25 protein-coding genes and 2 pseudogenes are annotated in these 26,963 nt (G+C 62.6%); 12 read left to right on the top strand and 15 right to left on the bottom strand.

The features are described from left to right. The first annotated feature begins 71 nt into the window (after window positions 1-71). The 10 genes from IPK65_03595 (at window position 72) to IPK65_03640 (ending at window position 12,671) form a co-directional block, all read left to right on the top strand. On the top strand, window positions 72-764 hold the full coding sequence (locus tag IPK65_03595; GenBank protein ID MBK8162250.1) for a DUF4198 domain-containing protein: 693 nt from the start codon (window positions 72-74) through the stop codon (window positions 762-764). Window positions 765-868: 104 nt separating this feature from the next. Next, window positions 869-1,357 carry a DUF3016 domain-containing protein gene (locus IPK65_03600; protein ID MBK8162251.1) on the top strand — a complete coding sequence of 163 codons (489 nt, stop codon included), beginning with the start codon at window positions 869-871 and terminating at the stop codon, window positions 1,355-1,357. Window positions 1,358-1,625: 268 nt separating this feature from the next. Continuing rightward, complete coding sequence (gene kdpF, locus IPK65_03605; GenBank protein MBK8162252.1) at window positions 1,626-1,715, top strand: K(+)-transporting ATPase subunit F; 90 nt, start codon at window positions 1,626-1,628, stop codon at window positions 1,713-1,715. Continuing rightward, window positions 1,716-3,488, top strand: coding sequence for a potassium-transporting ATPase subunit KdpA (gene kdpA, locus IPK65_03610; protein ID MBK8162253.1), 1,773 nt, complete (start codon window positions 1,716-1,718; stop codon window positions 3,486-3,488). It begins immediately after the preceding gene. A gap of 10 nt (window positions 3,489-3,498) precedes the next feature. Beyond that, window positions 3,499-5,568 (top strand): potassium-transporting ATPase subunit KdpB, encoded by a 2,070-nt coding sequence (gene kdpB, locus IPK65_03615; protein ID MBK8162254.1) that lies wholly within the window; start codon window positions 3,499-3,501, stop codon window positions 5,566-5,568. Between the two features lie 11 nt (window positions 5,569-5,579). After that, window positions 5,580-6,164 (top strand): potassium-transporting ATPase subunit KdpC, encoded by a 585-nt coding sequence (gene kdpC, locus IPK65_03620; protein MBK8162255.1) that lies wholly within the window; start codon window positions 5,580-5,582, stop codon window positions 6,162-6,164. Window positions 6,165-6,331: 167 nt separating this feature from the next. Further along, window positions 6,332-7,297 carry a magnesium/cobalt transporter CorA gene (corA, locus tag IPK65_03625; GenBank protein MBK8162256.1) on the top strand — a complete coding sequence of 322 codons (966 nt, stop codon included), beginning with the start codon at window positions 6,332-6,334 and terminating at the stop codon, window positions 7,295-7,297. A gap of 24 nt (window positions 7,298-7,321) precedes the next feature. After that, complete coding sequence (kdpD, locus tag IPK65_03630) at window positions 7,322-10,021, top strand: two-component system sensor histidine kinase KdpD (protein ID MBK8162257.1); 2,700 nt, start codon at window positions 7,322-7,324, stop codon at window positions 10,019-10,021. A gap of 102 nt (window positions 10,022-10,123) precedes the next feature. Continuing rightward, on the top strand, window positions 10,124-10,759 hold the full coding sequence (kdpE, locus tag IPK65_03635; GenBank protein MBK8162258.1) for a two-component system response regulator KdpE: 636 nt from the start codon (window positions 10,124-10,126) through the stop codon (window positions 10,757-10,759). Between the two features lie 292 nt (window positions 10,760-11,051). Beyond that, a complete protein-coding gene (locus tag IPK65_03640) occupies window positions 11,052-12,671 on the top strand; it encodes a sigma 54-interacting transcriptional regulator (GenBank protein ID MBK8162259.1) in 1,620 nt (539 codons plus the stop codon). A gap of 38 nt (window positions 12,672-12,709) precedes the next feature. Here IPK65_03640 and urtE read toward each other — a convergent pair whose 3' ends face one another. The 5 genes and pseudogenes from urtE to urtA all read right to left on the bottom strand — a co-directional run bounded on the left by urtE (window position 12,710) and on the right by urtA (window position 17,735). Continuing rightward, window positions 12,710-13,399 carry an urea ABC transporter ATP-binding subunit UrtE gene (gene urtE, locus IPK65_03645; GenBank protein MBK8162260.1) on the bottom strand — a complete coding sequence of 230 codons (690 nt, stop codon included), beginning with the start codon at window positions 13,397-13,399 and terminating at the stop codon, window positions 12,710-12,712. A 65-nt stretch (window positions 13,400-13,464) separates the two neighbouring features. Further along, window positions 13,465-14,211, bottom strand: coding sequence for an urea ABC transporter ATP-binding protein UrtD (gene urtD / locus IPK65_03650; protein ID MBK8162261.1), 747 nt, complete (start codon window positions 14,209-14,211; stop codon window positions 13,465-13,467). A 15-nt stretch (window positions 14,212-14,226) separates the two neighbouring features. Beyond that, window positions 14,227-15,462 carry an urea ABC transporter permease subunit UrtC gene (gene urtC, locus IPK65_03655; GenBank protein ID MBK8162262.1) on the bottom strand — a complete coding sequence of 412 codons (1,236 nt, stop codon included), beginning with the start codon at window positions 15,460-15,462 and terminating at the stop codon, window positions 14,227-14,229. A gap of 18 nt (window positions 15,463-15,480) precedes the next feature. Then, entirely contained in the window at window positions 15,481-16,404 is a 924-nt protein-coding gene (gene urtB, locus IPK65_03660) for an urea ABC transporter permease subunit UrtB (protein ID MBK8162263.1), read from the bottom strand. A gap of 81 nt (window positions 16,405-16,485) precedes the next feature. Further along, window positions 16,486-17,735: pseudogene (gene urtA / locus IPK65_03665) on the bottom strand (urea ABC transporter substrate-binding protein). A gap of 628 nt (window positions 17,736-18,363) precedes the next feature. Here urtA and IPK65_03670 point away from each other — a divergent pair. Further along, a pseudogene (locus IPK65_03670) lies at window positions 18,364-19,598 on the top strand (acetamidase/formamidase family protein). Window positions 19,599-19,673: 75 nt separating this feature from the next. Next, window positions 19,674-19,991 (top strand): zinc ribbon domain-containing protein, encoded by a 318-nt coding sequence (locus IPK65_03675; GenBank protein ID MBK8162264.1) that lies wholly within the window; start codon window positions 19,674-19,676, stop codon window positions 19,989-19,991. Window positions 19,992-20,066: 75 nt separating this feature from the next. On the opposite strand, the gene IPK65_03680 is transcribed toward IPK65_03675, so the two are convergent. The 10 genes from IPK65_03680 to trxC all read right to left on the bottom strand — a co-directional run bounded on the left by IPK65_03680 (window position 20,067) and on the right by trxC (window position 26,937). Next, on the bottom strand, window positions 20,067-20,681 hold the full coding sequence (locus tag IPK65_03680; GenBank protein ID MBK8162265.1) for an inorganic pyrophosphatase: 615 nt from the start codon (window positions 20,679-20,681) through the stop codon (window positions 20,067-20,069). Window positions 20,682-20,861: 180 nt separating this feature from the next. Then, window positions 20,862-21,101 (bottom strand): hypothetical protein, encoded by a 240-nt coding sequence (locus tag IPK65_03685; GenBank protein ID MBK8162266.1) that lies wholly within the window; start codon window positions 21,099-21,101, stop codon window positions 20,862-20,864. A gap of 236 nt (window positions 21,102-21,337) precedes the next feature. Continuing rightward, the gene (locus IPK65_03690) at window positions 21,338-22,141 is read right to left on the bottom strand and encodes a M48 family metallopeptidase (protein ID MBK8162267.1); all 804 of its coding nucleotides are present in this window, start codon (window positions 22,139-22,141) and stop codon (window positions 21,338-21,340) included. Window positions 22,142-22,444: 303 nt separating this feature from the next. Further along, entirely contained in the window at window positions 22,445-22,693 is a 249-nt protein-coding gene (locus IPK65_03695) for a hypothetical protein (protein MBK8162268.1), read from the bottom strand. A gap of 380 nt (window positions 22,694-23,073) precedes the next feature. Further along, the gene (locus IPK65_03700) at window positions 23,074-23,553 is read right to left on the bottom strand and encodes an SRPBCC family protein (GenBank protein MBK8162269.1); all 480 of its coding nucleotides are present in this window, start codon (window positions 23,551-23,553) and stop codon (window positions 23,074-23,076) included. Next, window positions 23,550-24,188 carry a DUF1571 domain-containing protein gene (locus tag IPK65_03705; GenBank protein MBK8162270.1) on the bottom strand — a complete coding sequence of 213 codons (639 nt, stop codon included), beginning with the start codon at window positions 24,186-24,188 and terminating at the stop codon, window positions 23,550-23,552. The genes IPK65_03700 and IPK65_03705 overlap by 4 nt, the downstream gene beginning before the upstream one ends. 2 nt (window positions 24,189-24,190) lie before the next feature. Beyond that, window positions 24,191-24,601, bottom strand: a complete 411-nt coding sequence (locus tag IPK65_03710) for a quinol oxidase (protein MBK8162271.1) — start codon at window positions 24,599-24,601, stop codon at window positions 24,191-24,193. Between the two features lie 390 nt (window positions 24,602-24,991). Further along, entirely contained in the window at window positions 24,992-25,954 is a 963-nt protein-coding gene (locus IPK65_03715; protein ID MBK8162272.1) for a PA2778 family cysteine peptidase, read from the bottom strand. Further along, a complete protein-coding gene (locus IPK65_03720) occupies window positions 25,951-26,343 on the bottom strand; it encodes a PA2779 family protein (GenBank protein ID MBK8162273.1) in 393 nt (130 codons plus the stop codon). Before IPK65_03720 ends, IPK65_03715 begins: the two co-directional genes overlap by 4 nt. Window positions 26,344-26,499: 156 nt before the next feature. Then, on the bottom strand, window positions 26,500-26,937 hold the full coding sequence (trxC, locus tag IPK65_03725; GenBank protein ID MBK8162274.1) for a thioredoxin TrxC: 438 nt from the start codon (window positions 26,935-26,937) through the stop codon (window positions 26,500-26,502). Window positions 26,938-26,963: the final 26 nt, after the last annotated feature.

The raw sequence follows: 26,963 nt of genomic DNA on the forward strand, positions 1-26,963 counted from the left end.
CGGCACGTAATGTGCCGGGTGGACATTTCCCCGAACCGATATTCTGCTGCAACACCTGAGGAGATCATGACATGAGAATAGCCGCCCTGATTATCCCGCTGACGCTAAGCTCAGCGGCTGCATTCGCCCACGATGCCTGGATCGTAGCCAGCGGTTCTGATGGCTATCACCTGGTATACGGCCATCCCGGCGAACTGGAGAGTTACGACCCCGCGAAGGTCGAAGGACTGAGCGCCTACGACAAGAGCGGAAACGCGCGCGATGTCTCATCCAGCGTGCGCGACGGCAAGGTGGAGATCAGCACCGGCCCGGACATCGCGCTGATCGCCGTCGAATTCGACAACGGCTTCTGGACCGAGAATATGGACAAGAAATACGCCAACAAGCCCAAGTGGGAGATCGGCGATTACCGCTCCTCGTCGCACTCGAAGAAGTTCAACAAGAACCTCATGGCCTGGAGCTCCGCGTTCAGCAAGCCGCTCGGCACCGAGCTGGAGATCGTTCCCCTCGCCAATCCGCTCCAGCTCAAGCCCGGCGACAAACTGCCCGTGCAGGTCCTGTATCGCTCGCAGCCGCTGGCGGACGCCGACATAGAGATCATGGGCAACAAGGAGGTCTATCCACCGATGCCAAAGGGCCGCGCCTCCGTGCCGATCCAGCAGACCGATTACCAGTACATCGCTGTCAGCCACAAGGTCGACACCAAGAGCAATCCGAACGCTGATCAGATGTCGCTCTCGGCGAACCTTGTCTTTACACCGTAAAGAAACCGGCATGCGGGGACAGGGTTAAACTCTGTCCCCTTTTTTAATTACAATCTCGTGGTGGTGAACGGCAATTTCCCTCAGAAGCAAGGGTGGAGTCAGCCTTGAATTCACCCTGCCTGGTGCCCGTACTGGCTTTTTTCCTGCTTGCACTCCAGTTTTCTGCGGAGATCGCCGATGCGGCCAGCGAACACGTGGCAGTCCTCCTGGCCGAACCGGAAAACTTCACCGATGCCGGTTCACCGTACCTCGTCGATCGCCGCGCATCCTGCCTGCGGCAGAGCGCCGCGAAGCACCTGTCCGTGGGCCAGAAGCTGACCATCAACATCACCGACATCGACATGGCCGGCGGTTACGAACCCTGGCACGGGCCGCAGTTCTCCGACATCAGGGCCATGCGCGACGTCTATCCGCCACGCATCGACCTTGCGTTCACACTGACCGATGCCGACGGAGATGTGATCGCCAGCGGCGAGCGCCGCCGGCGCGATGTCTCGTACCTGATGACAACGGTCTCCAGGATCGATGCCGACCCGCTGGTATACGAGAAACTGCTCGTCAGGGAATGGTTGTGGCGGGAATTTAACCGATAGGCATCATAAGTATGCGCACCATTCCCGGCATTGCGCCTGGCTGACCCGAATTTCACCAGACGGGATCTTTACGGGATTTTTACACCCCCTCCTGATTTTTTTTCATCCTTTTTCCACAACCCTCTGTAGTCTTCCTCCCCAGGCTGACGCAACTGGAGGATGTCATGGACTTTGCCTGGATCGCCCTGATAGGCGCACTATTCGCCGGCACGCTCGCGCTCGCCCTGGTCTGCGGGCAACTTTCGGTAAAGAAGTAAGAGGAGGCCTCATGGACACGATCTATATCATCGGTGGCGTGGTTGCAGCCCTGCTATTCGCCTATCTCGTTTACGCCCTGATCAAGGCGGAGGATTTCTGAATGACCACCCAATCCTGGTTGCTGTTGGCGTTTTATCTGGTCGTGCTGCTGGCGGCGGTCAAGCCGCTCGGTCTGTATATGACCGGATTGATGGAAGCGCCGCGCTGGCAGCCGCTCGCGCGGCTCGAGAACGGTGTGTTCCGTGTATGCGGCATCGGCAGCGCGGAGATGAGCTGGCGCCGCTACACGCTGGCCGTGCTGGTGTTCAGCCTGATCGGATTCATCGTGGTGTACGCACTACAGCGCCTGCAGCTGTGGCTGCCGCTCAATCCGCAGCAGATGCCGAACGTGACGCCGGACTCGAGCTTCAACACCGCGATCAGCTTCGTGACCAACACCAACTGGCAGGGCTACGGCGGTGAGGCGACGATGAGCTATCTCACCCAGATGCTCGGCCTCGGCGTGCAGAACTTCGTCTCGGCCGCAGCCGGCATCGCCGTGGTCTTCGCCCTGATCCGCGGTTTCGCGCGCCATTCGGCGCAGACCATCGGCAACTTCTGGGCCGATCTCTACCGCGTCACCACCTATCTGCTATTGCCGCTGTCGTTCATCCTGGCGCTGGTACTGGTCAGCCAGGGCGTGATTCAGAACTTCTCTGCCTACCAGGAAGTTTCCACGCTCGAGCCGACGACCTATGAGATATCCAATACCGACGATAGCGGCCAAACCGTCACCGAAACGGTGGCAACGACCGCGCAGACCCTGCCCATGGGTCCGGCGGCCTCGCAGATCGCCATCAAGCAGCTCGGCACCAACGGTGGCGGCTTCTTCAACGTCAACTCCGCGCATCCGTTCGAAAACCCGAATGTCCTGTCCAATTTCCTGGAGGTCCTGGCGATTCTGCTGATCCCGGCGGCGCTGTGTTTCACCTTCGGCAAGGCGGTCGGCGACACACGCCAGGGCTGGGCCGTGCTGGCGGCGATGACGGTCATCTTTACCGTCGCAACCGTGGCCACGATGAGCTTTGAACAGCAGGGCAATCCCCGGCTGGCCGCGCTCGGCGCGGACATTGCCGCTTCTGATATGCAATCCGGCGGCAATATGGAAGGCAAGGAGACCCGTAACGGCATCGGCGCCTCGGCGCTGTGGGCGGCTGCGACGACTTCCGCCTCCAATGGCTCGGTCAACTCCATGCATGACTCCTACACACCGCTCGGCGGCCTGGTGCCGATGCTGATGATGCAGCTGGGTGAAGTGGTGTTCGGCGGTGTCGGCTCGGGCCTGTACGGCATGCTGGTGTTCGCGCTGATGGCGGTATTCGTCGCCGGCCTCATGATCGGCCGCACCCCGGAGTACCTCGGCAAGAAGATCGAGGCGTTCGACATGAAGATGGTGTCGATCGCGATCCTGATGACGCCGGCTCTGGTGTTGATCGGCACTGCGATCGCGGTGATGTCCGACGCCGGCAGGGCGACCATATACAATCCGGGAGCGCACGGTTTTTCTGAAGTTCTGTACGCCTTCTCGTCCGCCGCCAATAACAACGGCAGCGCCTTCGCGGGTCTGGGCGCCAACACGCCGTTCTACAACGGCTGGCTCGGGGTCGCCATGTGGTTCGGGCGTTTCGCCGTGATCGTGCCGGTTCTGGCCATCGCCGGCTCGCTGGCCGCGAAGAAGCGCCTGGCGCACGGACCCGGCACCATGCCCACGCACGGGCTGCTGTTCGTGGGCCTTCTGATCGGCACCGTGCTGATGGTCGGCGCGCTGACCTACGTCCCGGCCCTGGCACTGGGGCCGGCGGTTGAGCATCTGATCCTGTGGACAGGAAACTGAGGTAATCATCATGACGACGAAGACACTTTCCATGTTCGATCCCGCCCTGGTCAAGCCCGCCGTGGTCGAGGCCTTCAAGAAGCTCGATGCGGGAGTCCAGCTTAGAAATCCGGTGATGTTCGTGGTGTATATCGGTGCCATATTCACCACCGGGCTGTGGCTGCAGCCGGTGTTTGGCGGCCAGGGCGAGGCGCCAACCTGGTTCATCGGCGTCACGAGCTTGTGGCTGTGGTTCACCGTGCTGTTCGCCAACTTCGCCGAGGCGATGGCGGAGGGGCGTGGCAAGGCGCAGGCGGCGGCATTGCGCAGCACGCGCAAGACGGTGATGGCGAAAAAATTGCGCGAACCACGCCATGGGGCTGCCCATGACCGCGTATCCGGGAGTGATCTGCGCCGCGGAGACGTGGTGCTGGTCGAGGCCGGCGACATGATCCCCGGCGACGGCGAGGTGATCGAAGGCGTGGCCTCGGTCAACGAGAGCGCCATCACCGGCGAGTCCGCACCCGTCATTCGTGAAGCGGGCGGAGATTTCACCGCCGTCACCGGCGGCACCACGGTGCTGTCCGACTGGATCGTGGTGCGCGTCACCGTCAACCCGGGAGAGACCTTTCTCGACCGCATGATCGCGCTCGTCGAAGGAGCCAAACGCAAGAAGACGCCGAACGAGGTCGCGCTCACTATCCTGCTGGTGGCCCTGACCCTGGTGTTCCTGCTGGCCACGGTCACATTGCTGCCCTACTCGCTGTTTTCCGTCGACGCGGCCGAGGCCGGCCAGCCGGTCACGATCACCGCGCTCGTGGCGCTGCTGGTATGCCTGATCCCGACCACCATAGGCGCGCTCTTGTCCGCTATCGGTATTGCCGGCATGAGCCGCATGCTGGGCGCGAACGTAATCGCGACCTCCGGTCGCGCGGTGGAAGCGGCCGGCGATGTGGACGTTCTGCTGCTCGACAAGACCGGCACCATCACGCTGGGCAACCGCCAGGCGGCGGTTTTCCTGCCGGTGCGCGGCGTTTCGGAACTGCAGCTCGCCGATACCGCGCAGCTCGCCTCGCTCGCCGATGAGACGCCGGAGGGGCGCAGTATCGTGATACTCGCCAAGCAGCGCTTCAATCTGCGCGAACGCGACATCCTGGGGCTGGGCGCAACGTTCGTGCCGTTCTCGGCGCAGACGCGCATGAGCGGGGTCAATCTCGAGGGCCGTCAGATCCGCAAGGGCTCGATGGACGCCATCCGCAGACATGTCGAGTCCAACGGCGGCAGCTTCCCCGGCGAAGCAGTCCAGATTGCAGACGATGTGGCGCGGCACGGCAGCACACCGCTCGTGGTGGCCGAAGGTGGCCGCGTGCTCGGCGTAATCGAACTCAAGGACATCGTCAAGGGCGGCATCAAGGAACGCTTTGCCGAGCTGCGCCGCATGGGCATCAAGACTGTGATGATCACCGGCGACAACCGCCTGACCGCCGCGGCGATCGCCGCCGAGGCCGGCGTCGACGACTTCCTGGCCGAGGCCACGCCCGAGGCCAAGCTCGCCCTCATCCGCCAGTACCAGAACGAAGGCCGGCTGGTGGCGATGACCGGCGACGGCACCAACGACGCGCCGGCGCTCGCCCAGGCCGACGTCGCGGTGGCGATGCACAGCGGCACGCAGGCGGCCAAGGAGGCCGGCAACATGGTCGACCTCGACTCCAACCCGACCAAGCTGATCGAGGTGGTGGAAATCGGCAAGCAGATGCTGATGACGCGCGGCGCGCTCACCACCTTCAGCATCGCCAATGATGTCGCCAAGTACTTCGCGATTATTCCGGCCATGTTCGTGGCGATGTACCCGCAATTGAATGCGCTGAATGTCATGGGGCTGGCCAGTCCGATGTCGGCGATCCTGTCGGCGGTGATTTTCAACGCCCTGATCATCGTCGTACTGATACCGCTGGCGCTGAAGGGCATAAAATACCGCCCGCAAAGCGCCGGCATGGTGCTGCGGCGTAATCTTGCGCTCTACGGTCTGGGCGGTATCGTGGTCCCGTTCATTGGTATCAAACTCATCGACCTCGGCCTCGTGGCCCTGGGTCTGGTTTAAGGAGAACGATTATGTACGCCATGCTGCGTCCCGCAATAACCCTGTTTGCGATACTGACCGTGATTACGGGCGTGCTCTACCCGCTCGCAGTCACCGGATTCGCCCAGGTGGCCTTTCCGCAGAAGGCCAACGGATCGATCGTCACGGTGAACGGCCAAGCTGTCGGCTCGGCGCTGATCGGCCAGCAATTCACCGCGCCAGGCTATTTCTGGGGCCGCCTGTCTGCCACCGGCCCGTATCCCTATAACGCCGCGGTCTCGAGCGGCTCCAACCTCGGCCCGCTCAATCCGGCGCTGGCCGATGCGGTCGTGGCGCGCATCGAGGCGCTCAGGGCCGCCGATCCGGGCAACAACGATCCGGTGCCGGTCGATCTGGTGACGGCATCCGGCAGCGGTCTCGATCCGGACATCTCGCTGGCCGCGGCCTACTATCAGGCTGGGCGGATAGCCACGCATCGTGGCCTTCCGGTCGAGCAGGTGCGATCGCTGATCGGGCAGCATGCGAGACATGCATGGCTGGGTTTTCTGGGAGAGCCCCGGGTGAACGTGCTCGAACTCAACCTCGCGCTCGACGCCCCTGATGCACAGGCAGGCTGAATATGCGACGCCAGCATCATGCATTGCATGCACCCCACTATTACCTTGAAGGTGACATCCTTGAACGGTTATTCTTTGTCGTAAGCGCCGACCGAGGGGCTGAGTGATGCATTTACCGCGATGCGCATGATCGCAGTCCAGTCAGCCGAGAACGACAGGGAGTTGCCATGCTGATCAATTGTGTCGTCTACCGGGACGGAGCCAGGCTCGCAGACATACCCACCACGGAGATCAGCGATTACCTTGCCCGGCCGGACTGTTTCGTCTGGGTCGCCCTGCGCGACGCCACCGACGCGGAACTGGAGGAGATGCAGCAGGAATTCGGCCTGCACGATCTGGCGGTGGAAGATGCCAGGCACGGACACCAGCGCCCGAAGATCGAGGAATACGGCGAATCACTCTTTGTCGTCATGCACCTGCTGGAAATCAGCAAATCCGACATCGTGACCGGGGAGGTCAATGTGTTCGTCGGAAGGAATTTCATCCTGTCCATACGCAACCACAGCCAGCAGCATCTGCTCAACGTGCGGGAACGCTGCGAGCGCGAACCCGAACGCCTGCGCCAGGGACCCGGGTTTGTCCTCTACGCCCTCATGGATGCCGTGGTCGACCGCTATTTCCCGGTGCTCGACGCCATGGAATCCCGGCTCGATGACATCGAGGAGCGCATCTTTGAAAAAGGCGCGGCGCGCGACAATATCAGGCAGCTCTACGAACTCAAGCGCAAGATCGCCGTCATCAAGCACGCGGTCTCCCCGCTCATGGATGAAGTCAGCAACCTGCTCGGCGGCTGGGCGCCCGCGGTTTGCGCCAACAATCAGGATTATTTCCGCGACGTCTACGATCATCTGGTGCGCATCAATACGTCCATTGATACCCTGCGCGACACCATCAACACGGCCATTCTGGTCTGCCAGTCCACGGTCACCATCGAACAGAACGAAACAAACAAGCGGCTGGCGGCCTGGGCCGGCATTTTCGGTATTGCCACGGTCCTGGCCGGGATCTGGGGCATGAACTTCAGCGTCATGCCCGAACTGCAATGGAAATTCGGCTATCCGGCCGCCCTGCTGTTCATCGCGGCCGCGGCCGGACTTCTCTATCTGCGCTTCAAGCGTTCCGGCTGGCTTTGACCCGACGTGCAGCCACGCTGATCTATGCCCACGAACGATCAACGGCCTGATCCGGACCAGCTGCTGTCGCAGATCCAGGAGGAAGCGGCCACCTCTCGCCGCGGCAAGCTGAAGATCTTCTTCGGCGCCTCGCCCGGCGTCGGCAAGACCTATGCCATGCTGGCCGAGGCCCGGCGGTTGCGGGCGCAGGGTCTGGATGTGGTGGTTGGCGTGGTCGAGACGCACGGGCGCAGCGAAACCGCCGTACTGACGGAAGGTCTCGAGCGCCTGTCCCCGAGGCAGATCGACTATCACGGACGCACCCTGCAGGAGTTCGATCTCGACGCCGCGCTCAAACGCCGGCCGGCGGTCATCCTCGTCGATGAACTCGCCCATACGAACGCCCAGGGGTCGCGACACCCGAAGCGCTGGCAGGACGTGGAAGAATTGCTCGCCGCCGGCATCGATGTCGTGACCACGGTCAACGTCCAGCACGTCGAAAGTCTCAACGACATCGTCGGCGGCATCACCGGCATCCGGGTGCGGGAGACGGTGCCGGACCGGGTGTTTGCGGCCGCCACCGACGTGGTGCTGGTCGATCTGCCGCCCGATGACCTGCTGTTGCGCCTGCGCGAGGGCAAGGTCTATCTGCCGGACCAGGCCGAGCGCGCCATCCAGAATTTTTTCCGCAAAGGGAACCTGATCGCCCTGCGCGAACTGGCGCTGCGGCTGACGGCCGACCGGGTGGACGATCAGATGCGGGCATTTCGCAGCACTGCCGCCCAGGAGCAGGTCTGGCAGACGCGCGATACCCTGCTCGCCTGCATCGGACCCGGCGATCTCGACGACAAGGTCGTGCGCGCGGCGGCGCGGCTGGCCGCCAAACTGGACACGGAATGGCACGCTGTCTACGTGGAGACCCCGACGCTGCAGCGACTCCCCGAACAGGAGCGGCGCGCCATCCTGAAGACCCTCAAACTCGCGCAGGAACTGGGGGCCAGGACCGCGACGCTGGCCGCGCAGGATGCCGCCGAGGCCGTGCTCGATTATGCACGCCGCAACAATCTCGGCAAGATCGTGGTCGGCCGCAGCACCCACAAGCGGTTCCACCGCCCCGGACAGGCTTCGTTTCTGCGCCACCTGGGCGAGCAGGCGCCCGACATCGACCTCATCACCGTGGCCAGGGAGGGAAAACGCGAGCGGAGAGATTCCGCGGAAGAACTGGCGCCGGTTCGCCCTGATGCCAAGCGCAAGCAACGCCTGCTGTCCTATCTGTATACCATCCTGACCTGCCTTGGCATCGGGCTGGCTGCGACACCGCTCATCGGGCTGCTAGAACTGACCAACATCGTGCTGCTGTTTCTGCTCGGCGTGGTGTTCGTCGGTTACCGCTTCGGCAGGGGACCGGCCGTACTCGCGGCGATACTCAGCGTCGCGGTCTTCGACGTGTTCTTCGTGCCGCCCAGGTTTTCCCTCGGCATCAGCGACGTGGAATATCTGCTTACATTTTCCGTGATGCTGATCGTGGGCCTGGTCACCGGACAACTCACCTCCGGCTTGCGTTACCAGCTGCGGGTCGCCCGCTATCGTGAAGAGCGCGCCCAGAGTCTCTACCAGATGTCGAAGTCGCTGTCGTCGGCGCTGGTCGAGGAACAGGTGGTCGAGATCAGCGACAAGTTCATCGAAACCAGTTTCCGGGCCAAGGCGGCCATCTTTCTACCCGACGAGACGGGCAAGCTGCGCGCCCCGCTCGCGCACGGCGAGATGCCGGCGCTGGACCCGGCCATCGCCCAATGGTGCTTCGACAAGAACATGCCGGCCGGCGCCGGGACCGATACCCTGACGGCGAATCCGCAGCTCTATCTCCCGCTCAAGGCGCCAATGCATGTCCGCGGCGTGCTGGTCGTCGAGCCGAATAACCTGCGCCACCTGATGATCCCGGAACAACGCCGGCTGCTCGACACCTTTGCCGTGCTGGTGGCCATTGCGCTCGAGCGCATCCACTTCGTCTCGATCGCCCAGGATACCCTGGTCAAGATGGAATCCGAACGCCTGCGCAACTCGCTGCTGGCCGCTCTCTCCCACGACTTGAGAACACCGCTGACCGCACTGGTCGGCCTGGCGGAGACGCTGGCGCTCGATCTGGTGGCGGCGGAATCAGGCCATGCCGACAAGGCCGACGCCATCCGCGAACAGGCCCTGCGGACCAGCCGGCTGGTGCACAACCTGCTCGAAATGGCGCGGCTGCAGTCGGGCGAGCTGAAGCCGCGCAAGGACTGGCAGTCGATCGAGGAAATCGTCGGCAGCTCGCTGAAGGCGCTGGAGACAGTGCTGAGTTCGCATCCGCTCAGACTGGATATCCCCGCCGGTCTGCCGCTGGTCCGCTGCGACGCCGTGCTGATCGAGCGGGTGCTGGTGAACCTGCTCGAGAACGCCGCCAAGTACACCGCCTCCGGGACGACCATCGGCGTCATGGCCCGCGCGCTGGATAATCTCATGCGCATCGAGGTCTGGGACGAGGGTCCGGGCCTGCCGCCGGGACAGGAACGCGCCATATTCTCCCGCTTCACCCGCGGCCAGAAGGAATCCGTCGTCCCCGGCGTCGGGCTCGGGCTGTCCATCTGCGAGGCCATCGTCGAGGCGCACGGCGGCAGGATCAGCGCCGAAAACCGGACGGAACGCGGGGCGCGATTCATCTTCACATTGCCGCTGGATCAGCAACCCGCCCTCGAACATGCGCCTTGAAGATGTCAGCCGCATACAGAGATCCCTCATTCCCGGAGAATTGCCATTGAGAATCCAGCCACAATCCTGATCGTCGAGGATGAAAAGGAGATCCGCCGCTTCATGCGCCATGTGCTGGAGGCGGAGGGATTTCGCGTGTTCGAGGTGGAGACCCTGCAGCGGGGAATGATCGAGGCCGGCAGCCGCAAGCCGGATCTCGTCATCCTCGACCTGGGTCTGCCCGATGGCGACGGCCGCGACTTCATTCGGGCGGTGCGCGCCTGGAGCACGCTCCCCATCATCGTCCTGTCGGCGCGGATCGAGGAACAGGACAAGGTTGATGCGCTGGATGCGGGCGCCGACGACTATCTGTGCAAGCCGTTCGGGGTCGCGGAGTTGATGGCGCGCGTGCGCGCCTCGCTGCGTCGCCGCACAACTGCGACGTCGGATAAGGAACCGATAACCCGCTTCGGCGACGTTGCGGTGGATCATGCGCGCCGGCTTGTGGCCCGGCAGGGTCAGGAAATCCACCTGACCCCGATCGAGTTCCGCCTGCTCACCGCGCTGCTCAATCATCCGGGCAAGGTGTTGACGCACCGGCATCTGCTGCGCGAGGTGTGGGGGCCGTCGCACGTCGAGCACGGCCACTATCTGCGTATCTACATGGGACACCTGCGCCAGAAACTTGAAGAAGACCCCGCGCGCCCGCGCTACCTGCTGACCGAGACCGGCATCGGCTACCGTTTCATGCCGCCCTGATCGGAGTACGGCGGACAGGCCCCGCACTGAAGACCTTGCCCCGAAATCGCCGCCCCGGCCCGGCGAGCCGCCCATAATGGTGCGGAAACCCGCGCGCCGATTCTCGACTCAATCTCATATACAATGCTTAACCTGTTATTTATAGATAATATTTAATTAAGTTTTCTGTGTGGTACGAGGCTTGCTACCTAACCGGCAGGGGAAGACGCCCGCGCCGTCGGCAGCGCGCCCATCTCCCTGCCGGCACCGTTTCACCGCGGATCGAGCCACTGTAATCAAAGCGGATTGTGCCTTGACGACCTCATATACGAAGTTTCAGATCAACGACGCCCTGATCCTGGAGGCCACCCGCCTCCTCACCCGCTCCATCCCGCCAGAGCAGAAGATCACCGGCGTGCTGCGCCTGCTGTCGGAGTGGGCCAGCCTGCACTACGGACGTGTGCTGCTGCCGAATTACACCGCCAACGAGCTGCAGGTGAGCTACTCGTACGGACTGATCCGTGAGCGGCTGCAGCAGGGCGAGTACAACGTGCCGTTCGACCAGGGGCTGACCGGCGCCGTGTGGCGCTCGGGCCAGCTCGCGCTGGTCACCGATGTCACTGATGAACCGATCTTCCTCACCCGCATCGCGGAGCCGATCGACGGTAAAAAAGAGGGCGTCGGTTTCATCACGGTGCCGATCGTGATCGAGGGCCGCCCGATCGGGGTGCTGTCCGCACAGCGCCAGACCAATACGCAGCGCCTGTACACCCAGGACGTCGACCTGTTGCGCATCATCGCCTCGATGATCGGCTTCATCCTGATCATGATGCGCCAGCAGGACCACTTCCAGGCTTACATGGAAACCCTCGACAGCCGCAGCGACCGCCTGCAGCGTCTGTGCGAAGAGCACGGCATCATCGGCAACAGCCCGGTGCTGCTCGCCGCGGTGAAGCAGCTCGACAACGCCAAGCACAGCGACGCACCGGTGCTGCTGCTGGGCGAGTCCGGCACCGGCAAGGAGATGTTCGCGGCGATGATGCACAAGCTGAGCCACCGCCGTGACGGGCCGTACATCGCCCTCAACTGCGCCGCGATCCCGGAACAGCTGCTGGAATCGGAACTGTTCGGGCACGAGAAGGGCAGCTTCACCGGGGCGCACAAGAACAAGAAGGGCAAGCTGCAGCAGGCCGAGGGCGGCACGCTGTTCCTGGATGAGATCGGCGATCTGCAGATCGACCTGCAGACGAAACTGCTGCGCGTGCTGCAGGACCGCCAGGTGATGCCGGTCGGCGGCGACAGCCCGGTGGAGGTCGATTTCCGCATCATCACCGCGACCCACATCAACCTGAAGCGCGCGGTGGAACAGGGGCGTTTTCGCCTCGACCTGTTCTTCCGCCTCAACGTGCTGCCGGTCTATCTACCGCCGCTGCGCGAGCGCCGCAGCGACATCCCGCTGCTGGCGGAGTATTTCCTCAACCGCTACCAGTCGATGTACCGCCGCCATATCAGCTTCTCCGCCGGGGTGATGGAGCGGCTGCAGGCGTTCTACTGGCACGGCAACATCCGCCAGTTGCAGAACGTGGTCGAGCGCGCCGTCCTGCAGGCGGAGGATTCGCTCATCAACGAGGGGCAGATCGACGCCATGCTGGTGGAAGAGGCCGGCATGGGCTCGCTCCACTCCATGGACACGGCGGCGCCGGCGGGTGCCGTACCAGCCGCAGTTACCGGGGAAACCGCGCCGCCGCCGGCAGCGCCCGCAGAGGCGATACGTTACCGCCCCTACGAGCGCGTCGACGTCGGGCAGCGCACGCGCCTGCAGGAGGCGCTGCGGCGCACCGGCGGGAACCAGACCCGCGCCGCTGAACTGCTCGGGATGACGCTGCGCCAGCTCCGCTACCGTCTCGCCAAGCTCGAGGCCGACCCCGGCTGAGCCGGGACCGGACCTGGCAATCAGGCGCAGCGTCCCGCTCATACCGACAGGTAGGCGGTAATCTTTTTCGCGTCGACGTTGGCGCGCAGGTCTTCGTGTACAAAGCTGCCGCGTTCGATCACCAGCAGGCGGTCGGCGATCTCCAGCGTGAAGCTCAGCACCTGCTCCGACACGATGATGGTGATGTCACGCATGCGGCGGATCTCGTTCAGGATCCTGGCGATGTCCTTGATGATGGACGGCTGGATGCCCTCGGTCGGCTCGTCCAGCAGCAGGACCTTGGGGTCCGAGGCCAGTGCGCGCGCGATGGCGAGCTGCTGCTGCTGCCCGCCTGACAGGTTGCCGCCCTTGCGTCCGCGCATTTCCCACAGCACCGGGAAGAGTTCGTAGATCTCGTCGGGGACGGTCTTGTTTTTATTCGTCTCCAGGCCGGTTTCGATGTTTTCCTTCACGGTCAGGGTCGGGAAGATCATGCGCCCCTGCGGGACATAGGCGATGCCCCCGGCGACACGCCTGTAGCTCGGCTGGCCGCTGATGTCCTTTCCCGCCACGGCGACCGTGCCGCCTTTGCTCGGGATCACCCCCATCAGAGACTTGAACAGCGTGGTCTTGCCCATGCCATTGCGCCCCATGATGGCCAGGGTCTCCTTCGGTTTCACCTCGAACGACACGCCGTGGATGATCTCGCTCTGGCCGTAGCAGACGACCAGGTCATCGACCTTCAGCATGGCCCCGCCGGCTCCGGTGTGTTCCAGGGTCGGTTCTTCGCGGAATTTCAGTTTTGCGCTCATGATCAATGTCCCAGATAGACTTCGATGACCTTGGGATCGCTCTGCACCATCTCCATCGACCCCTCCTTCAGTATCTTGCCCTGATGCAGCACCGTGACCTTGTGGGCGATGTTCTTGACGAACTCCATGTCGTGTTCGATCACCAGCACGGAACGGTTGTTGCAGATGCGCCTGAGCAGCTGACCGGTCAGTTCGCGCTCGCGGGCGCTCATGCCGGCCACCGGCTCATCCAGCATCAGCAGCTCGGGGTCCTGGATCAGCAGCATGCCGATCTCCAGCCACTGCTTCTGCCCATGGCTGAGCAGGCCCGCCTCGGTGCCGAGGAACTCCTCCAGCATGATCTCCTTCGCGATCGTCTCCACCTGCGCCATGACCTCGGCGGTACGCTTGAACGCGAGCGCACCGAATACCGACCGTCCTTTCGGATAGGAGATCTCCAGATTTTCAAACACCGTCAGGTTTTCATAGATCGATGGCGTCTGGAATTTTCGACCGACCCCCGCGCGCACGATCTGGTGTTCGGACATCTCGGTGAGTTCCAGTCCCTTGAACTTGATGCTGCCCGCCGTCGCCTTGGTCTTGCCGCAGATCAGGTCGAGCACCGTGGTCTTGCCGGCGCCGTTCGGCCCGATCACGACGCGGATCTCGTTCTTGTCCACGTACAGGTTGAGCTTGTCCACCGCCTTGAATCCGTCGAACGAGACGGTCAGGTCCTCTATCGACAGTACGAAGTCCGTATTGCTGCTCATGTCATCCTCCGCTGGTTAACGGGACGGTTCCGACTGGATGCCTGCCGCGAGCGTGCGCGGGACCGCCGCGGCAGCCGCCGGCGGCCGCTCCGCGGGCCTGGACGGCGTATCATGCTCCGGCTCTGCCGCGGGTGCTGACGGAGGCGGCTTCGGACTGGATCGTCCCGCCTTCCATGCCGCCAGCCTCGGCCTGATGTGGCTGGTATAGATGCCGGCCAGCCCGTTCGGGAACAGCATGACCACCGCGATGAACAGGCCGCCCATCAGGAACAGCCATAACTCCGGAAAGCTTTCCGAAAAATAGGTCTTGGCGAAGTTCACGATCAGCGCGCCGTAGACCGCGCCGATCAGCGACATGCGCCCTCCCACCGCGGTGAAGATCACCATCTCGATGGACGGTACGATGCCGACGAACGATGGCGACATGAAGCCGACCTGCAGGGTGAACATCGCCCCGCCGATCGCCGCCATGGCCGCGCCGACGCAGAACACGAAGACCTTGAAGCTCGAGACGTCGTAGCCCGAGAACCGGACGCGGTCCTCGCGGTCGCGCATCGCCAGCAACAGACGGCCCAGCTTGGAGGTGATGATCAGCCGGCCGACCATGATGCAGCCGATGAGCAGCGCCCCGTTGAGGAAATAGAGCACATACTTCGCCTCGTCGGTTCGGATGTCCCAGCCCTTCAGCGTGCGCAGATCGGTCATGCCGTTGATGCCGCCGGTGTAGCCCTGCTGGCCGACGATCAGGATGGTGAGGATCAGTGCGACCGCCTGGGTGATGATGGCGAAGTACACACCACCCACCCGCCGCTTGAACATCGCGACACTGATGATGAAGGCGAAAATGCACGGTACGGCGATGATCGCGACCATGGTGAACGTCAGACTGTGGAAGGGTTCCCAAAACCACGGCAGCGCGGTCAGCTGGTTCCAGTCCATGAAGTCCGGGATGCCTGGCGTCGACTGGATCTTGGTGCTCTCGGGATCGGAGGCCTCGAGCTTGAGAAACATGGCCATGCAGTAGCCGCCGAGCCCGAAGAAGATGCCCTGCCCCAGGCTTAGGATGCCGCCGTAGCCCCAGCACAGCACCAGTCCGATCGCGACGAAGGCGTAGCTGAGGTACTTGCCGACGAGGTTGAGCCGGAAGATGTCGAAGCTGAGCGGCATGATCACGAAGATCAGCGCCGCCAGAATCGCGAGGCCGATCAGGCCCTCGCGCCCGCCAAACAGTTTGTCCATCGCAACTTGCATATATGTCACCTCGTCCGACTATTTACGAACCTTGATCGAGAACAGTCCTTCCGGCCGGATCATCAGGATGATGATCACAGTCAGCAGCGTCAGCACCTTGGCCATCGAGCCGCTCAGGAAGAATTCCATCACCGACTGGGCCTGGGCGATGGAGAACGCGGAGGCGAAGGTCCCGAGCAGGCTGCCCGCGCCGCCGAATACCACCACCAGGAAGGTGTCCACGATATAGAGCGATCCGCTTGTGGGACCGGTGGAGGCGATGGTCGTGAAGGCCGCGCCGGCGACGCCGGCGATGCCGCAGCCCACCGCGAAGGTCAGGCGGTCCACCATCGGCGTGCTGATGCCGACCGCACCCGCCATCAGGCGGTTCTGCGTGGTTGCGCGCACCTTGAGGCCCCAGCGCGAACGGAACAGGAAGAGGAATACGGCAAGCGACAGCAGGATCGTCAGGGCCAGCACGAACAGGCCGTTGAGCGGTATGTCCACGCCCTCGACCGGCTGCCAGGAGCCCATCAGCCAGTCCGGCAGCGTGGCGCTCACTTCGCGCGCGCCGAAGGAGGAGCGGAAGATCTGCTGCATGATCAGGCTCAGACCCCAGGTCGCCAGCAGCGTATCCAGTGGTCGACGGTACAGATGCCGGATCATCAGGAATTCAACCAGATAGCCGATCGTGAAGGCGATGATAAAGGCTGCGATCACGGCAAATATGAAGTAATAAGGCAGGAATGCCGGCAGGTATTTCTCGGCCAGGATGGACATCATGACCGTGCTGTAGGCGCCAATGGTCAGAAACTCACCGTGCGCCATGTTGATCACACCCATCTGTCCGAAGATGATCGCGAGGCCAAGAGCCATCAGCACGAACACCGAGAACAGACTGACGCCGGCGAATGCCTGCATTGTGAAAATATTGAGAAGTTCCGAAGCTGTATATCCGTCCATCGCGACCCCCGACTTGTGCTGTTCAGATCATGGCCCTGGTGAATGCTGCGGCGGCCTCACGCCGCCGCAGCCGTTACATCATCACTGATAGCCGGCAGGGAACGGATCGGGCTTGATCACGTCCGACTCGAACACGATCTTCACCTGGCCGTCCTTCTGCCACTCACCGATGCGGGTCTTCATCCACAGGTGGTGGTTTTGTCGACCTCGAGGTAGCCGTGCGGGGAATCCTCCCACTTGATGCCCGGAGAGGCCGCGACCACCTTGTCGACATCGAAGCTCTTCGCCGCCTCGACGCCGCGCAGCCACAGCCACGGGCCCAGGTAGGCGGACTCCGTCACATCGCCGATGACCGAATCGTCACCCCACTTCTTCTTGAAGGCATCGATGAACTTCTTGTTGCCCGGCAGGTCCAGGGCCTGGAAGTATTTCATCGAGGAATACAGGCCTTCGACATTCTCGCCGCCGATGCCGAGCACTTCATCCTCGGTCACCGAGATGGTCAGCATGGGCTGCTTCTTGAAGGTCAGGCCGGCCGCGTTGAGCTGCTTGAACCAGGCGACGTTGCTGCCACCCACCACCGCGCCGAACACCAGGTCGGGCTTCTTCAGCTTGATCTTGTTGATGAGCGAACCGAACTGGGTGCTGCCGAGCGGATAGTACTCCTCGCCGACGACGGTACCCTTCAGCACGTTCTCGATGTGCTTGCGCGCGATCTTCATCGAGGTGCGCGGCCAGATGTAGTCCGAGCCGACCAGATAGAAGGTCTTGGCGCCGAGTTCCTTGCTGGCCCAGTCGAGACCCGCCAGAATCTGCTGCGTCGCCTCCTGCCCGGTATAGAACACGTTCTTGGACTCCTCCAGGCCCTCATAGAACGTCGGATAGTAGAGCAGTCCGTTGTCCTTCTCGAACACCGGCAGCACGGCCTTGCGCGATGCGGAGGTCCAGCAGCCGAATACCGCGGCGACCTTGTCCTTTTCGAGCAGCTTCTTGGCCTTTTCCGCGAAGGTCGGCCAGTCACTGCCGCCATCCTCCTGGATGATCTCGATCTTGCGTCCCAGGATTCCACCCATCGCGTTGATCTGCTCGATGGCGAGTTTTTCCGCCTCCACCGATCCTGTCTCGCTGATGGCCATGGTGCCGGTGATCGAATGCAGGATCCCGACTTTCACCGTAGTGTCGGTGATCGCGAGCCCGGTTGTGTTCACCTGCGCCGTCGGCAGTGTGGCCGCGGACACGGCCGTGATCGCGCCGAACAACATGGAAGCGCCCAGTGCCGCGACCAGCCGCTTCCTCTTCAACACTTCTCTTGTCTTGTCTAGAAAAACCATCGTTGCCATTCCTCCGCTCTCTTTAAGCTATTTATCGAGTGCCGCCTGATGCCGTAACAACGCGTGTCCTGATTCATGCAGCACAGCGCGTTATCAGGTGAAGAGCAACGACCATGCCACACGCCGCGCGGGATGTTCGCGCGAGCGGGTAATCCGTCCTGACCGGCGCGCAGAATACGGTGGGGACTCATCAACAAGCTGTTGATCGAGTTCGTCTATAAAAATTCGTCGCAGGGATCGAATGAATAATGCGGGCACTCGAATGCGCGCGCCGCACGCGCTTTGAGCGTGGCGATTATTTATGCAGAGTCTTCCTCGAAGCCGGGCATGCGTCTGCCAATGTGCAGTTTGTCAAATGACATTGTCATCTTTGTCACGTGACGATTGCCGGTGAATCAGGCGCAACCCGCCGCCTTGAATCCACTGATGCGCAGGAACACCGCATTCTGCGCATTTCATCGCACCTGAGCGGGGCATTCAATGTCTGGCACAGTCTGTGCTGATACCGCTTGGTACACGCAATCCTGCGGGATTCACCCAGGCATTTGCATCCGCAGATTCGGGCGACAAGCGGAGCCGATGCGATTGATCCACTGAAATTCTGGCCACATATACTCTGGAGACGGACATGACAGACACGCTGATCAAGATCGATTTTTCAAAGACACCCGAGCAGCACCCCTGTATCCACAACCGCTGGCACCCGAACATCCCGATGATTGCCTGGGTCAAGCCGGGCGACGATTTCAAGGTCGAGTGTGTGGACTGGACCGGCGGCCAGATTCACAACAATGACAGCGCGAACGACGTGCGCGATGTCGATCTCACCAAGGTTCACTATCTGTCGGGCCCGATCGGGGTCGAGGGCGTCGAACCGGGCGACCTGCTGGTGGTCGATATCCTGGACATCGGCACCCTGCCCAATTCGGAATGGGGCTTCAACGGTTTCTTCGCCAGGGAAAACGGCGGCGGCTTCCTCACCGAGCATTTCCCCGATGCGCGCAAGTCGATCTGGGAGTTCAGCGGCATCTACGCCCATTCGCGCCATGTCCCCGGAGTCAACTTCGCCGGCATCATGCACCCGGGACTGATCGGCTGCCTGCCGTCCAAGGCGCTGCTCGACACCTGGAACAAGCGCGAAGGGGCCCTGCTCGCCACCAATCCCGATCGCGTGCCGCCGCTGGTCGCCCCGACCGCGCCGCAGACGGCGCACATGGGCAGCATGAAGCCGGACGCCGCGAAGGCCGCGGCACAGGAGGCTGCGCGTACCGTACCGCCGCGTGAACACGGCGGCAACTGCGACATCAAGGACCTGACGCGCGGCTCCAAGGTCTACTTCCCGGTCTACGTCAAGGGCGGCGGCCTTCCATGGGCGACCTGCACTTCTCCCAGGGCGACGGCGAGATCACCTTCTGCGGCGCCATCGAGATGGCCGGCTGGATCCACATCAAGGTGGATGTGATCAAGGACGGCGTGGCGAAATACGCGGTGAAGAATCCGATCTTCCAGCCCAGCCCGCTGAAACCGGAATACAAGCGTCACCTGATCTTCGAGGGCATCTCGGTGGACGAGTCGGGCAAGCAGCATTACCTGGACGCCCATGTCTCCTATCGCCAGGCCTGCCTCAACGCCATCGAGTATCTGAAGAAATTCGGCTATACCGGATCGCAGGCCTATGCCATCCTCGGCTGCGCGCCGGTGGAAGGCCACATCAGCGGCATCGTCGACATCCCCAACGTGTGCGCCACGCTGATGCTGCCGACCGAGATCTTCGAGTTTGATATCAATCCGTGCAAGGAAGGACCGAAGAAGTACATCACGGGCGGCAAGGACATCCCGGTGTCGTACTGGAAGGACAGGTAAACGGGCTGTTAGATCACATCACCCACGCCGGCGGACGGCCCCGTGCCGTTCGCCGGTTTCACCGGAGAACGAACCATGCCTGTCTATGATTACTGCTGCCACGAGTGCGATCACGAATTCACCGAGCTGCGGCCAATGTCCGAACACCTGGCCGACGCGGCCTGCCCCGCCTGTGGAGGATCGGCAGGACGCGTGCTGTCCGCCCCCCGCCTCAGCACGATGGATGCCGGAACGCGCAAGGCGCACCAGGTCAACGAGCGCAGCGCCCATGAACCCCGGGTATCCCAGCGTCATCAATGCGGGGCCGGCTGCAATCACAAACCCGCATCAGCGGCGGGCACGCCCCTGAAAACCCAGAACGGTGTCAAACGGCCATGGATGCTCGGCCACTGATCTGACCAGGCGCATGACCGCGGACGATCCGCGGTCATGCGTCATTCCGCATCGACCATCGCCGGACAGGCGATGCTACTTGTAGATCTCGTCGTAATCCTGCACCGCGGCATCGATCACCTTGAGGGCGTGATCGCGGCCGTAGACGCTTTCGACCACCACCGGTGAACGATCGTGCTTGGTCGGGTCATATTTGTAGGTGGAGAAGTAATGACGCAGTCGTTCCACCATGCGCGAGGGGAGATTCTTTACATCGTCAATGCTTTCCCACAGGCAGTCGTTCTCGAGCACGGCGATGATCTTGTCATCCGCCTCGCCGCCGTCGATGGTGCACATACCGCCGATCACCTTGGCGTTCATGATCACCTCCGAGCGGCTGATCGGGCGTTCGCTGATGACGCAGATATCGAGCGGGTCACCGTCACCCTCCGCGATGCCCTTCGCCAGACCGGCCACGCGCCGGCCGCAATAGGTGCGCGGGACAAAGCCGTACAGCGTCGGTGGCAGGGAGGAGGTGCGCTGCGGGCGGTCGACACGCAGGTAGCCGCTGGATTTGTCCACCTCATACTTGATGGTGTCGAAAGGTGTGATCTCGATGTAGGCGAGCACACTGCCGCGTCCGCCCGCCCAGGTCTCCAGGCCGTGCCAGGGATGCGGACGCCACTGGGAAAATTCTGTTTTCTTGGTCATAAAACTCCGATTACCCCTCCTGATGCTGGACGAAAGCGAGGAATTCTAGTGATAAACAGTTGTTATTTCAAATCAGGTGTCACTGTTATGGCGGACAATACCTGCGTGCATGCAGCGCGCGGACGACGCCGCCGCGCAGGAAAGAATCTGTGAACACGCCTTGCCGGGTGGATACTGCGATCAGCGCTGGCGGCCGCTGGAATCGTTCAGCTCCAGGTACCTGTTCACGATCAGGTCCAGCGCCTGGCCAGCCTCTTCCTTGCTTTGAAACGGCCCAAAACAGCGCGGGCCGCGCACCTTGAAATACCAGCCGAACGCCGGATCCTCAGCCATCGGATCCACATAGAAAAGGCGGCTGCTGCGTAGATGGACGGGGGGATACTTATACGACAGATCGAGGTTTTCGAGCAGGATTGACATCGTTCCCCCTGGCGTAATCGGCTGTGGTTTAATCCGTCGGCGGCAACAACGTCGCTGATTATACCGCGGATCGCCCGATTCCGCAGGTCAAATATGCATGGCCGCGGCAGTTCACCGGACCTGAACTTATATTTTATACGTGAATTATTTAATAATAATTACATGGTGATAAATTATTTATCTCAATAATTTATTAGAAATTTTCCCTCGCGGCGCACGCGATCGGGCAGGCCGGTTCAGCCCTTCACTGCAGGCGCCCTGCAGTCAGGCCGGATGCCGGCGGCCTGGGCCTGCCTGTACAGAACCAGCGCGTCCTCCATCCCGGACTGCAGGTCCTTGATACGGGTCTTGTGCGCGGGGTGGGTCGACAGAAATTCCGGCGACTGGCCTCCACCCGCCTTGCTCATGTTCTGCCACAGGACAACACTCTCACCCGGGTCGAAACCGGCACGCGCCATCAGATCCAGTCCGATGTCGTCCGCCTCACTCTCCTGCACCCGGCTGAAGGGCAGCAACACACCCACCTGGGTGCCAAGTCCAAGCAGGGCCATGGCCGATTCCCGGTTGGATTTGTTGCCGGCCGCCATCCATGCGTCCAGCACCGCCAGCGTCTCGCCCACGGCAAACTGGTGGGAAACGCGCTCGTTGCCGTGGCGCGCAAGCACATGACCCACCTCGTGCCCGAGCACGGCCGCGAGCTGCGATTGGGACTGCGCCACCGACAGCAGGCCCCGGTAGACGCCGATCTTGCCGCCCGGCAGCGCAAACGCATTCACCGTCTTTTCGTCGAAGACCACCACCTGCCAGTCGGTGCTCTGCCGGCGCACTTCCGGCAGGCGGGTGATGGCATCGGCAACGCACTGCACGTAGGCGGTGATGGCCGCGTCCTCCTCGCGCGGCGTATTGTCCTGTATCTCGTTGAATGACTGGACACCCATCACGATCATCTGCGATTCAGGCATCAATGTCAGCTGCTTGCGCCCGGTGGGCGAAACCGCACACGCCGCCGCCACAATCAGCACGGCGCCAACCGCCATCATCCCCGCTGGGATCTTCACGCGCTCACCCTCCCCTGTCGATTCCTGCACGATCGTTGCGCAATGATAGTACGTTACGCAGCCGCCGGCATACCCCGTACCCTGATATGGGACGTTATGCGTGCAGCCGACGGATGCAACCACCTGTAAACGGGAAACCGTCACGCCGCAATGCTGGCGCGCCTCCCGGCGCGCCACGCCGCCACGCCGGCGGATTATCCGCCGGTGCAGCGCTGCGTGCCTGTGGCTTCCAGGGGGTTATCTTGCAGGATTTACATGAAGCGACCGATCCGATGGAACGATCGGTCAGGCATGGGTGGGTATGTCTTTATACGCGGCTTGCGAATCACTGGATTTGCCGAAGATCTTACCCCACGGCGCCAGTTGCAGGCCGACCAGGGCAGCGATTCCCGGCCAGATCGCGATCAGCGGGAACACGGAACGCCAGCCGAGCGGGCCTTCCATCGACAGCGTTGCCAGAACGAGCGTGATGCTCAGAACCAGCATGGTTGCGCGATGGGATATTTCTTCGTTCACTTGGGGATCGTGGGACATATTGCACCTCCATTGTTCAACTGTTACCGAACCGCACCAAAAAGCATCCAGATTCGTATCTGCATCTCTCGCGGTCACTATCATCTCCGCCGTCCAGGACAGTGATGACAACGTTATTTAAGACGAGGAGTCGGGATTGAAAGTTCCGCGAGGTCGATGAATTTATCATTACAGCATGCGTCGAATTAGTGACGACTCTCACAAAGCGAGCGTCTCCGCAGGGAGACATCGACACGATATCAAACGTGCGGCCGCCTGAACGGATCGGTGCGTGTCACATTATCCGTTTTACGCAGCGCGAAATCGCAGACTCGGAAAAGATATGAAGGCGATGCTTCGTGATGGCGGCGCGCGGCGGAGAATCGCGCACGTTGCGTGGACTAGACGACGTTCGTGCAATCGATGAGCCGCGCGTTGAGCAGGCGCGACAAGCCGATGCCGCCCTCGCGCATCAGCACGTCGTGATTCCATCTGAACAAGGGGTGCGCGAGCGGAGCGGCCAGGTCCATCCAGAATTTATTCGTGCGCACGCGCCATTCATAACGCACGATGCTGTTCGCTCCGTCCCGGAAGAAACACCAGCGCCCCGAACCTTCGAGCTCACCGCTGGCGAGCCCTTCCAGGACGATCATGGGTTCCACGCGCGTCACGCGGCAGGCGAAGCCGAGCGTGTAGGGAAGCCGGCCCCGCCAGACGAAATGGTAAAGCCCGCCCACTCCCTGCGCATCGCCCTTTTCGAGTTCGGAGACGCTGAGCGCGCCCCTCCACCAGTCCGGCCAGTGCTGCAGCCGGTAGACGGCCTCCCATACCCGTTCCAGCGGCGCCCCGATATGCCAGACGGTGGACAGCGCGTAGTTCATCGCCGCAACGCGTCCCCGCGCGATGAAAAGTGCGCCGCGGGCAGCTCGGGATCCAGGCGCAGTTCCTCGAACCGGACCTCCTCGATCACGGCGCCCGCCCTGTCGCGGCTGATCACCCTGAGCGGCATCCGGTTCGCGGTGTCCAGCCACAGCTCATAACGCCGGATCGCGCCGAGAGAGTCATAAGGCTCGCCTTCGACGACCACATAAAGCGCATCACGGCCGTTGATCTGCTCCGCGACGCAGGTCGTCTGGCCGGAGCGTTGCAAGCTGCGCACGTTCTGCAGCAATGCGCCAAAGTCGGAGCGGTCGATGCGCTGGCCGGTACGGCTCCGGATCAGCCGGTTGGCGGGATCGAGCGCCAGGGAAAAGTAACCGCGGCCGAGCGGCCACAGGCGAACCTCTGCGGTCTGCGGATCGTAGATCATCACGACGCCCGCGTGCGGCGCCACGAATTCCATCCGGACGTGGCCCGGGCGCCGGTAGGCATAGCGGATGACGTCGACTTCGCCGTCCGCGGCGGATTTCAGGGTCACCGCGTACGCCTTCACCTCCTCGTAGCGTTCCAGCGCGGCGGCGACCGGGTCCATCGCATCGGCTCCCATCATGGCCATGCACAACAGGGCGGCGTGCATTGCTATGGCACGACCTCCAGCACGCCCTTCATGCCTTTCTCGCGGTGGCTTTTGAAGAACAGCAGCCTGTTCCTGCAATAAAAGTCGAAACGGCCGGTGAGCGTCGGGATGAAACTGATCGTTTCCGCCTGATCATGCAGCTTGACGTCGAATGCCGCCCCCGGGCCGGGCGCGTCGATGACGAATGTATGTGGCACGATCCCGTGCTCCTTGCTCAAGGACAGCTCGACCGGGACATTAACCTTGACGACGATGTGATCGGGCCGGAAGAAATGGTCGCCGCCGACGATGCGCACGCGCTGGACACCGTCGGCGTCCACAACGGCGATATGGGGCTGGATCTGATCGTCAGCGGCGGCGCAGGCGGCGCCCGCGAGCAGCACGCTTGAAAGGATACCTGCCAAAGGTTTCATTCCAGGCCTCCCGCATTGCCGTGATTCCGCATCTTGGCCGGCAGGCGCATCCGTCCATCCGCGAAATCCACTGGTTCACTATAGTACGATGATCGACGCGAAACCAGCCGGCGGGAGACCGCGCTTGGCAGTCTCCCGCCGCGCCCGCTCATCGCCTGTCGCGCTCCCGTGAATGATCCCGGCGGCCATCCCTGTCACGCTTCCGATGCGGAAACTGATTAACCGCCTCCGCATCCTCCTCGATCACCTTGTACAGGACCAGGTTGTCCAGGAAGGCGATCATGTCCGTCCGCTCCCCATCGGTCAGATCGAAAAGCTGCCGTTCGGGATCTTTTATCTTACCGGGACGCAGTGCGCATTATCGGAGCGATCCGGCGTACAGATCCTGATTCATCGCCCACCTGCCGTGTGCCGGAGAATCTCATCCAGCGTCGCCCTGAATTCCGGATTGGGGGGATCGGCTGCCAGCGCGCGCTCCGCCAGGCGCGCGGCCTCGTCACCGTCACCTTGCCGCAACATGACGAGTGCGAGATTGTTCAGGGCGATCGGAGATTCCGGCCGCAGCGCCAGGACGCGCCGGAACGCGGTTTCCGCAGCGGCGAAATCATGCAGTTGAAAGGCGCTGTTGCCGAGACCGAACCAGGCGCCTGCGCTGGAGGGCCAGTGTGCTGCAGCCCCGCGATAGGCGGCGGCGGCGGTCTTCCAGTCGGCGGCCTGTTCGAAGGGAAGCACCGCGCGCAGGTAAGCCGTTTCGGAAGCCGTCACCGGCATCGACTCCGCTGCCAGCGTGACAACCGCCCAGTGGCCGGCGCGGCGCCAGGTGTGCTCGAAGGATCGCAACGACTGGATATGGCGCGCACGCGCGCCGGAACGCAGCACCACTTCCCTGCGGTCGAGATCGAAACCCACCACCACGGCGTAATGCCAGCGCGGATACCAGCTGTACGCCAGGTTTTGCAGCACCAGCACGGGGTGTCCGGCGCTGACCTCGCGCAGCAGCGCGGTCAATTCCGGCTCCAGGACATAGGGAATACGCTGGTAATGCCGCGCGGCGGCGAGCAGCTCCGGCTGCAGGCTGCCCTGGCGATCCGGGACATAGACCAGGGGCTCGAGTTCCTCGGGCGCCACCTCGACGCCGCTCCAGCCAAGCACGGTGGCCAGGGCGGCCGGACCGCATTGAAACCGTTCCTGCGGAAAAAACGGGACCGCGGTCAATTCAGCCTTGCGGTCGAGCTCAACCGGCGGAGCGTCCAGCAAGGCGCGCGTCTGCGGGATGCCGGCGCAACCGCCGAGGAGCAGCGCGACCGCCGTGCCTGCCAGCCAGGCACGGCGGTCGCGAAATGCGGGAATCAATTGATCGTCTTTTTCACGAATGGGAAGACGTTCGTGTAACCGAGGATGTCCGTGACGAGCAGCAGGACGAAGATGAACACGGCTACGCCGAGGGCATCGCCGCCCGCAGGCAGCTGATCGAGCCTGCCCGCCAACTGATGCACCTCCTCATCGCTGAGCGCGTGAACGCGATCGCGCGCCGATACGGGATCGACCCCCAGGTCAACCAGTCCACGCCGGATGTCTTCCCGTTCCAGCGCGTCCAGGACCTGCGTGCGCTCGGCGGCGGCCAGTTCCTGGCCAAGCATCGCGCCGGTGCCTACCATGCCCGCCTGCGCCGGGGCCTGGATGCCAAGGCAGGTGAAGGCCAGAATCAACAGGGTGCTTACACTGCGCGCGATGCGCCTCATCGTCTTCATCGAGGTACTCCTTGTGGTTATTGATTCAATCTGGACGAATATCCGCGTCAATTAAGGGGATCGCGGATGTTCACCCCGCCGCGGATTACCGGCGATTCTATCACGAAAGACTCACCCATCACGCAGGGCACGCAGCATCCCTGTCCGCTAACGGTAATGCGCGTTCACCCAGCGCACGATATCGGCGGCACCGATGGCGCCCGCCTGGCGGGCGAGCTCCCTGCCGCGATGAAACAGCGCCAATGTGGGGATGCTGCGGATACCGAACTGCGCGCCGAGTGCAGGTTCCTCCTCGGTGTTGAGCTTGGCCAGGCGCACCCGCGGCTCCAGTTGCCTTGCCGCCTGCTCAAAGGCCGGCGCCATCATTTTGCAGGGACCGCACCATGGCGCCCAGAAATCGACCAGCAGCGGAACGTCACTGGTGGATGCGTGCTTGTGAAAATTCGCCGAGGTCAGTGTGAGCGGATGGCCGGTGAACAGGGGCTGGTGACAGGCCCCGCAGTTCGGGCCCTCGCCCAGACGTGCGCCGGGCACACGGTTCACCGCGGCACATTGCGGACAGACGACATGCAGCAGCTCGTTCATGAATGATTTATCCTTCAATCGCTGTT

The sequence above is a fragment of the Gammaproteobacteria bacterium genome (genome assembly GCA_016712635.1).
In the GTDB taxonomy this organism is placed as follows: Bacteria; Pseudomonadota; Gammaproteobacteria; order SZUA-140; family SZUA-140; genus JADJWH01.

Coding starts and splice junctions, on each gene's coding strand:
- IPK65_03595 (MBK8162250.1), top strand. CDS start 72: ATGAGAATAGCCGCCCTGATTATCCCGCTGACGCTAAGCTCAGCGGCT.
- kdpF (MBK8162252.1), top strand. CDS start 1,626: ATGGACACGATCTATATCATCGGTGGCGTGGTTGCAGCCCTGCTATTC.
- kdpA (MBK8162253.1), top strand. CDS start 1,716: ATGACCACCCAATCCTGGTTGCTGTTGGCGTTTTATCTGGTCGTGCTG.
- kdpB (MBK8162254.1), top strand. CDS start 3,499: ATGACGACGAAGACACTTTCCATGTTCGATCCCGCCCTGGTCAAGCCC.
- kdpC (MBK8162255.1), top strand. CDS start 5,580: ATGTACGCCATGCTGCGTCCCGCAATAACCCTGTTTGCGATACTGACC.
- corA (MBK8162256.1), top strand. CDS start 6,332: ATGCTGATCAATTGTGTCGTCTACCGGGACGGAGCCAGGCTCGCAGAC.
- kdpD (MBK8162257.1), top strand. CDS start 7,322: ATGCCCACGAACGATCAACGGCCTGATCCGGACCAGCTGCTGTCGCAG.
- kdpE (MBK8162258.1), top strand. CDS start 10,124: ATGCGCCATGTGCTGGAGGCGGAGGGATTTCGCGTGTTCGAGGTGGAG.
- urtE (MBK8162260.1), bottom strand. CDS start 13,399: ATGCTGAAGGTCGATGACCTGGTCGTCTGCTACGGCCAGAGCGAGATC.
- urtD (MBK8162261.1), bottom strand. CDS start 14,211: ATGAGCAGCAATACGGACTTCGTACTGTCGATAGAGGACCTGACCGTC.
- urtC (MBK8162262.1), bottom strand. CDS start 15,462: ATGCAAGTTGCGATGGACAAACTGTTTGGCGGGCGCGAGGGCCTGATC.
- urtB (MBK8162263.1), bottom strand. CDS start 16,404: ATGGACGGATATACAGCTTCGGAACTTCTCAATATTTTCACAATGCAG.
- IPK65_03675 (MBK8162264.1), top strand. CDS start 19,674: ATGCCTGTCTATGATTACTGCTGCCACGAGTGCGATCACGAATTCACC.
- IPK65_03680 (MBK8162265.1), bottom strand. CDS start 20,681: ATGACCAAGAAAACAGAATTTTCCCAGTGGCGTCCGCATCCCTGGCAC.
- IPK65_03685 (MBK8162266.1), bottom strand. CDS start 21,101: ATGTCAATCCTGCTCGAAAACCTCGATCTGTCGTATAAGTATCCCCCC.
- IPK65_03690 (MBK8162267.1), bottom strand. CDS start 22,141: ATGATGGCGGTTGGCGCCGTGCTGATTGTGGCGGCGGCGTGTGCGGTT.
- IPK65_03695 (MBK8162268.1), bottom strand. CDS start 22,693: ATGTCCCACGATCCCCAAGTGAACGAAGAAATATCCCATCGCGCAACC.
- IPK65_03700 (MBK8162269.1), bottom strand. CDS start 23,553: ATGAACTACGCGCTGTCCACCGTCTGGCATATCGGGGCGCCGCTGGAA.
- IPK65_03705 (MBK8162270.1), bottom strand. CDS start 24,188: ATGCACGCCGCCCTGTTGTGCATGGCCATGATGGGAGCCGATGCGATG.
- IPK65_03710 (MBK8162271.1), bottom strand. CDS start 24,601: ATGAAACCTTTGGCAGGTATCCTTTCAAGCGTGCTGCTCGCGGGCGCC.
- IPK65_03720 (MBK8162273.1), bottom strand. CDS start 26,343: ATGAGGCGCATCGCGCGCAGTGTAAGCACCCTGTTGATTCTGGCCTTC.
- trxC (MBK8162274.1), bottom strand. CDS start 26,937: ATGAACGAGCTGCTGCATGTCGTCTGTCCGCAATGTGCCGCGGTGAAC.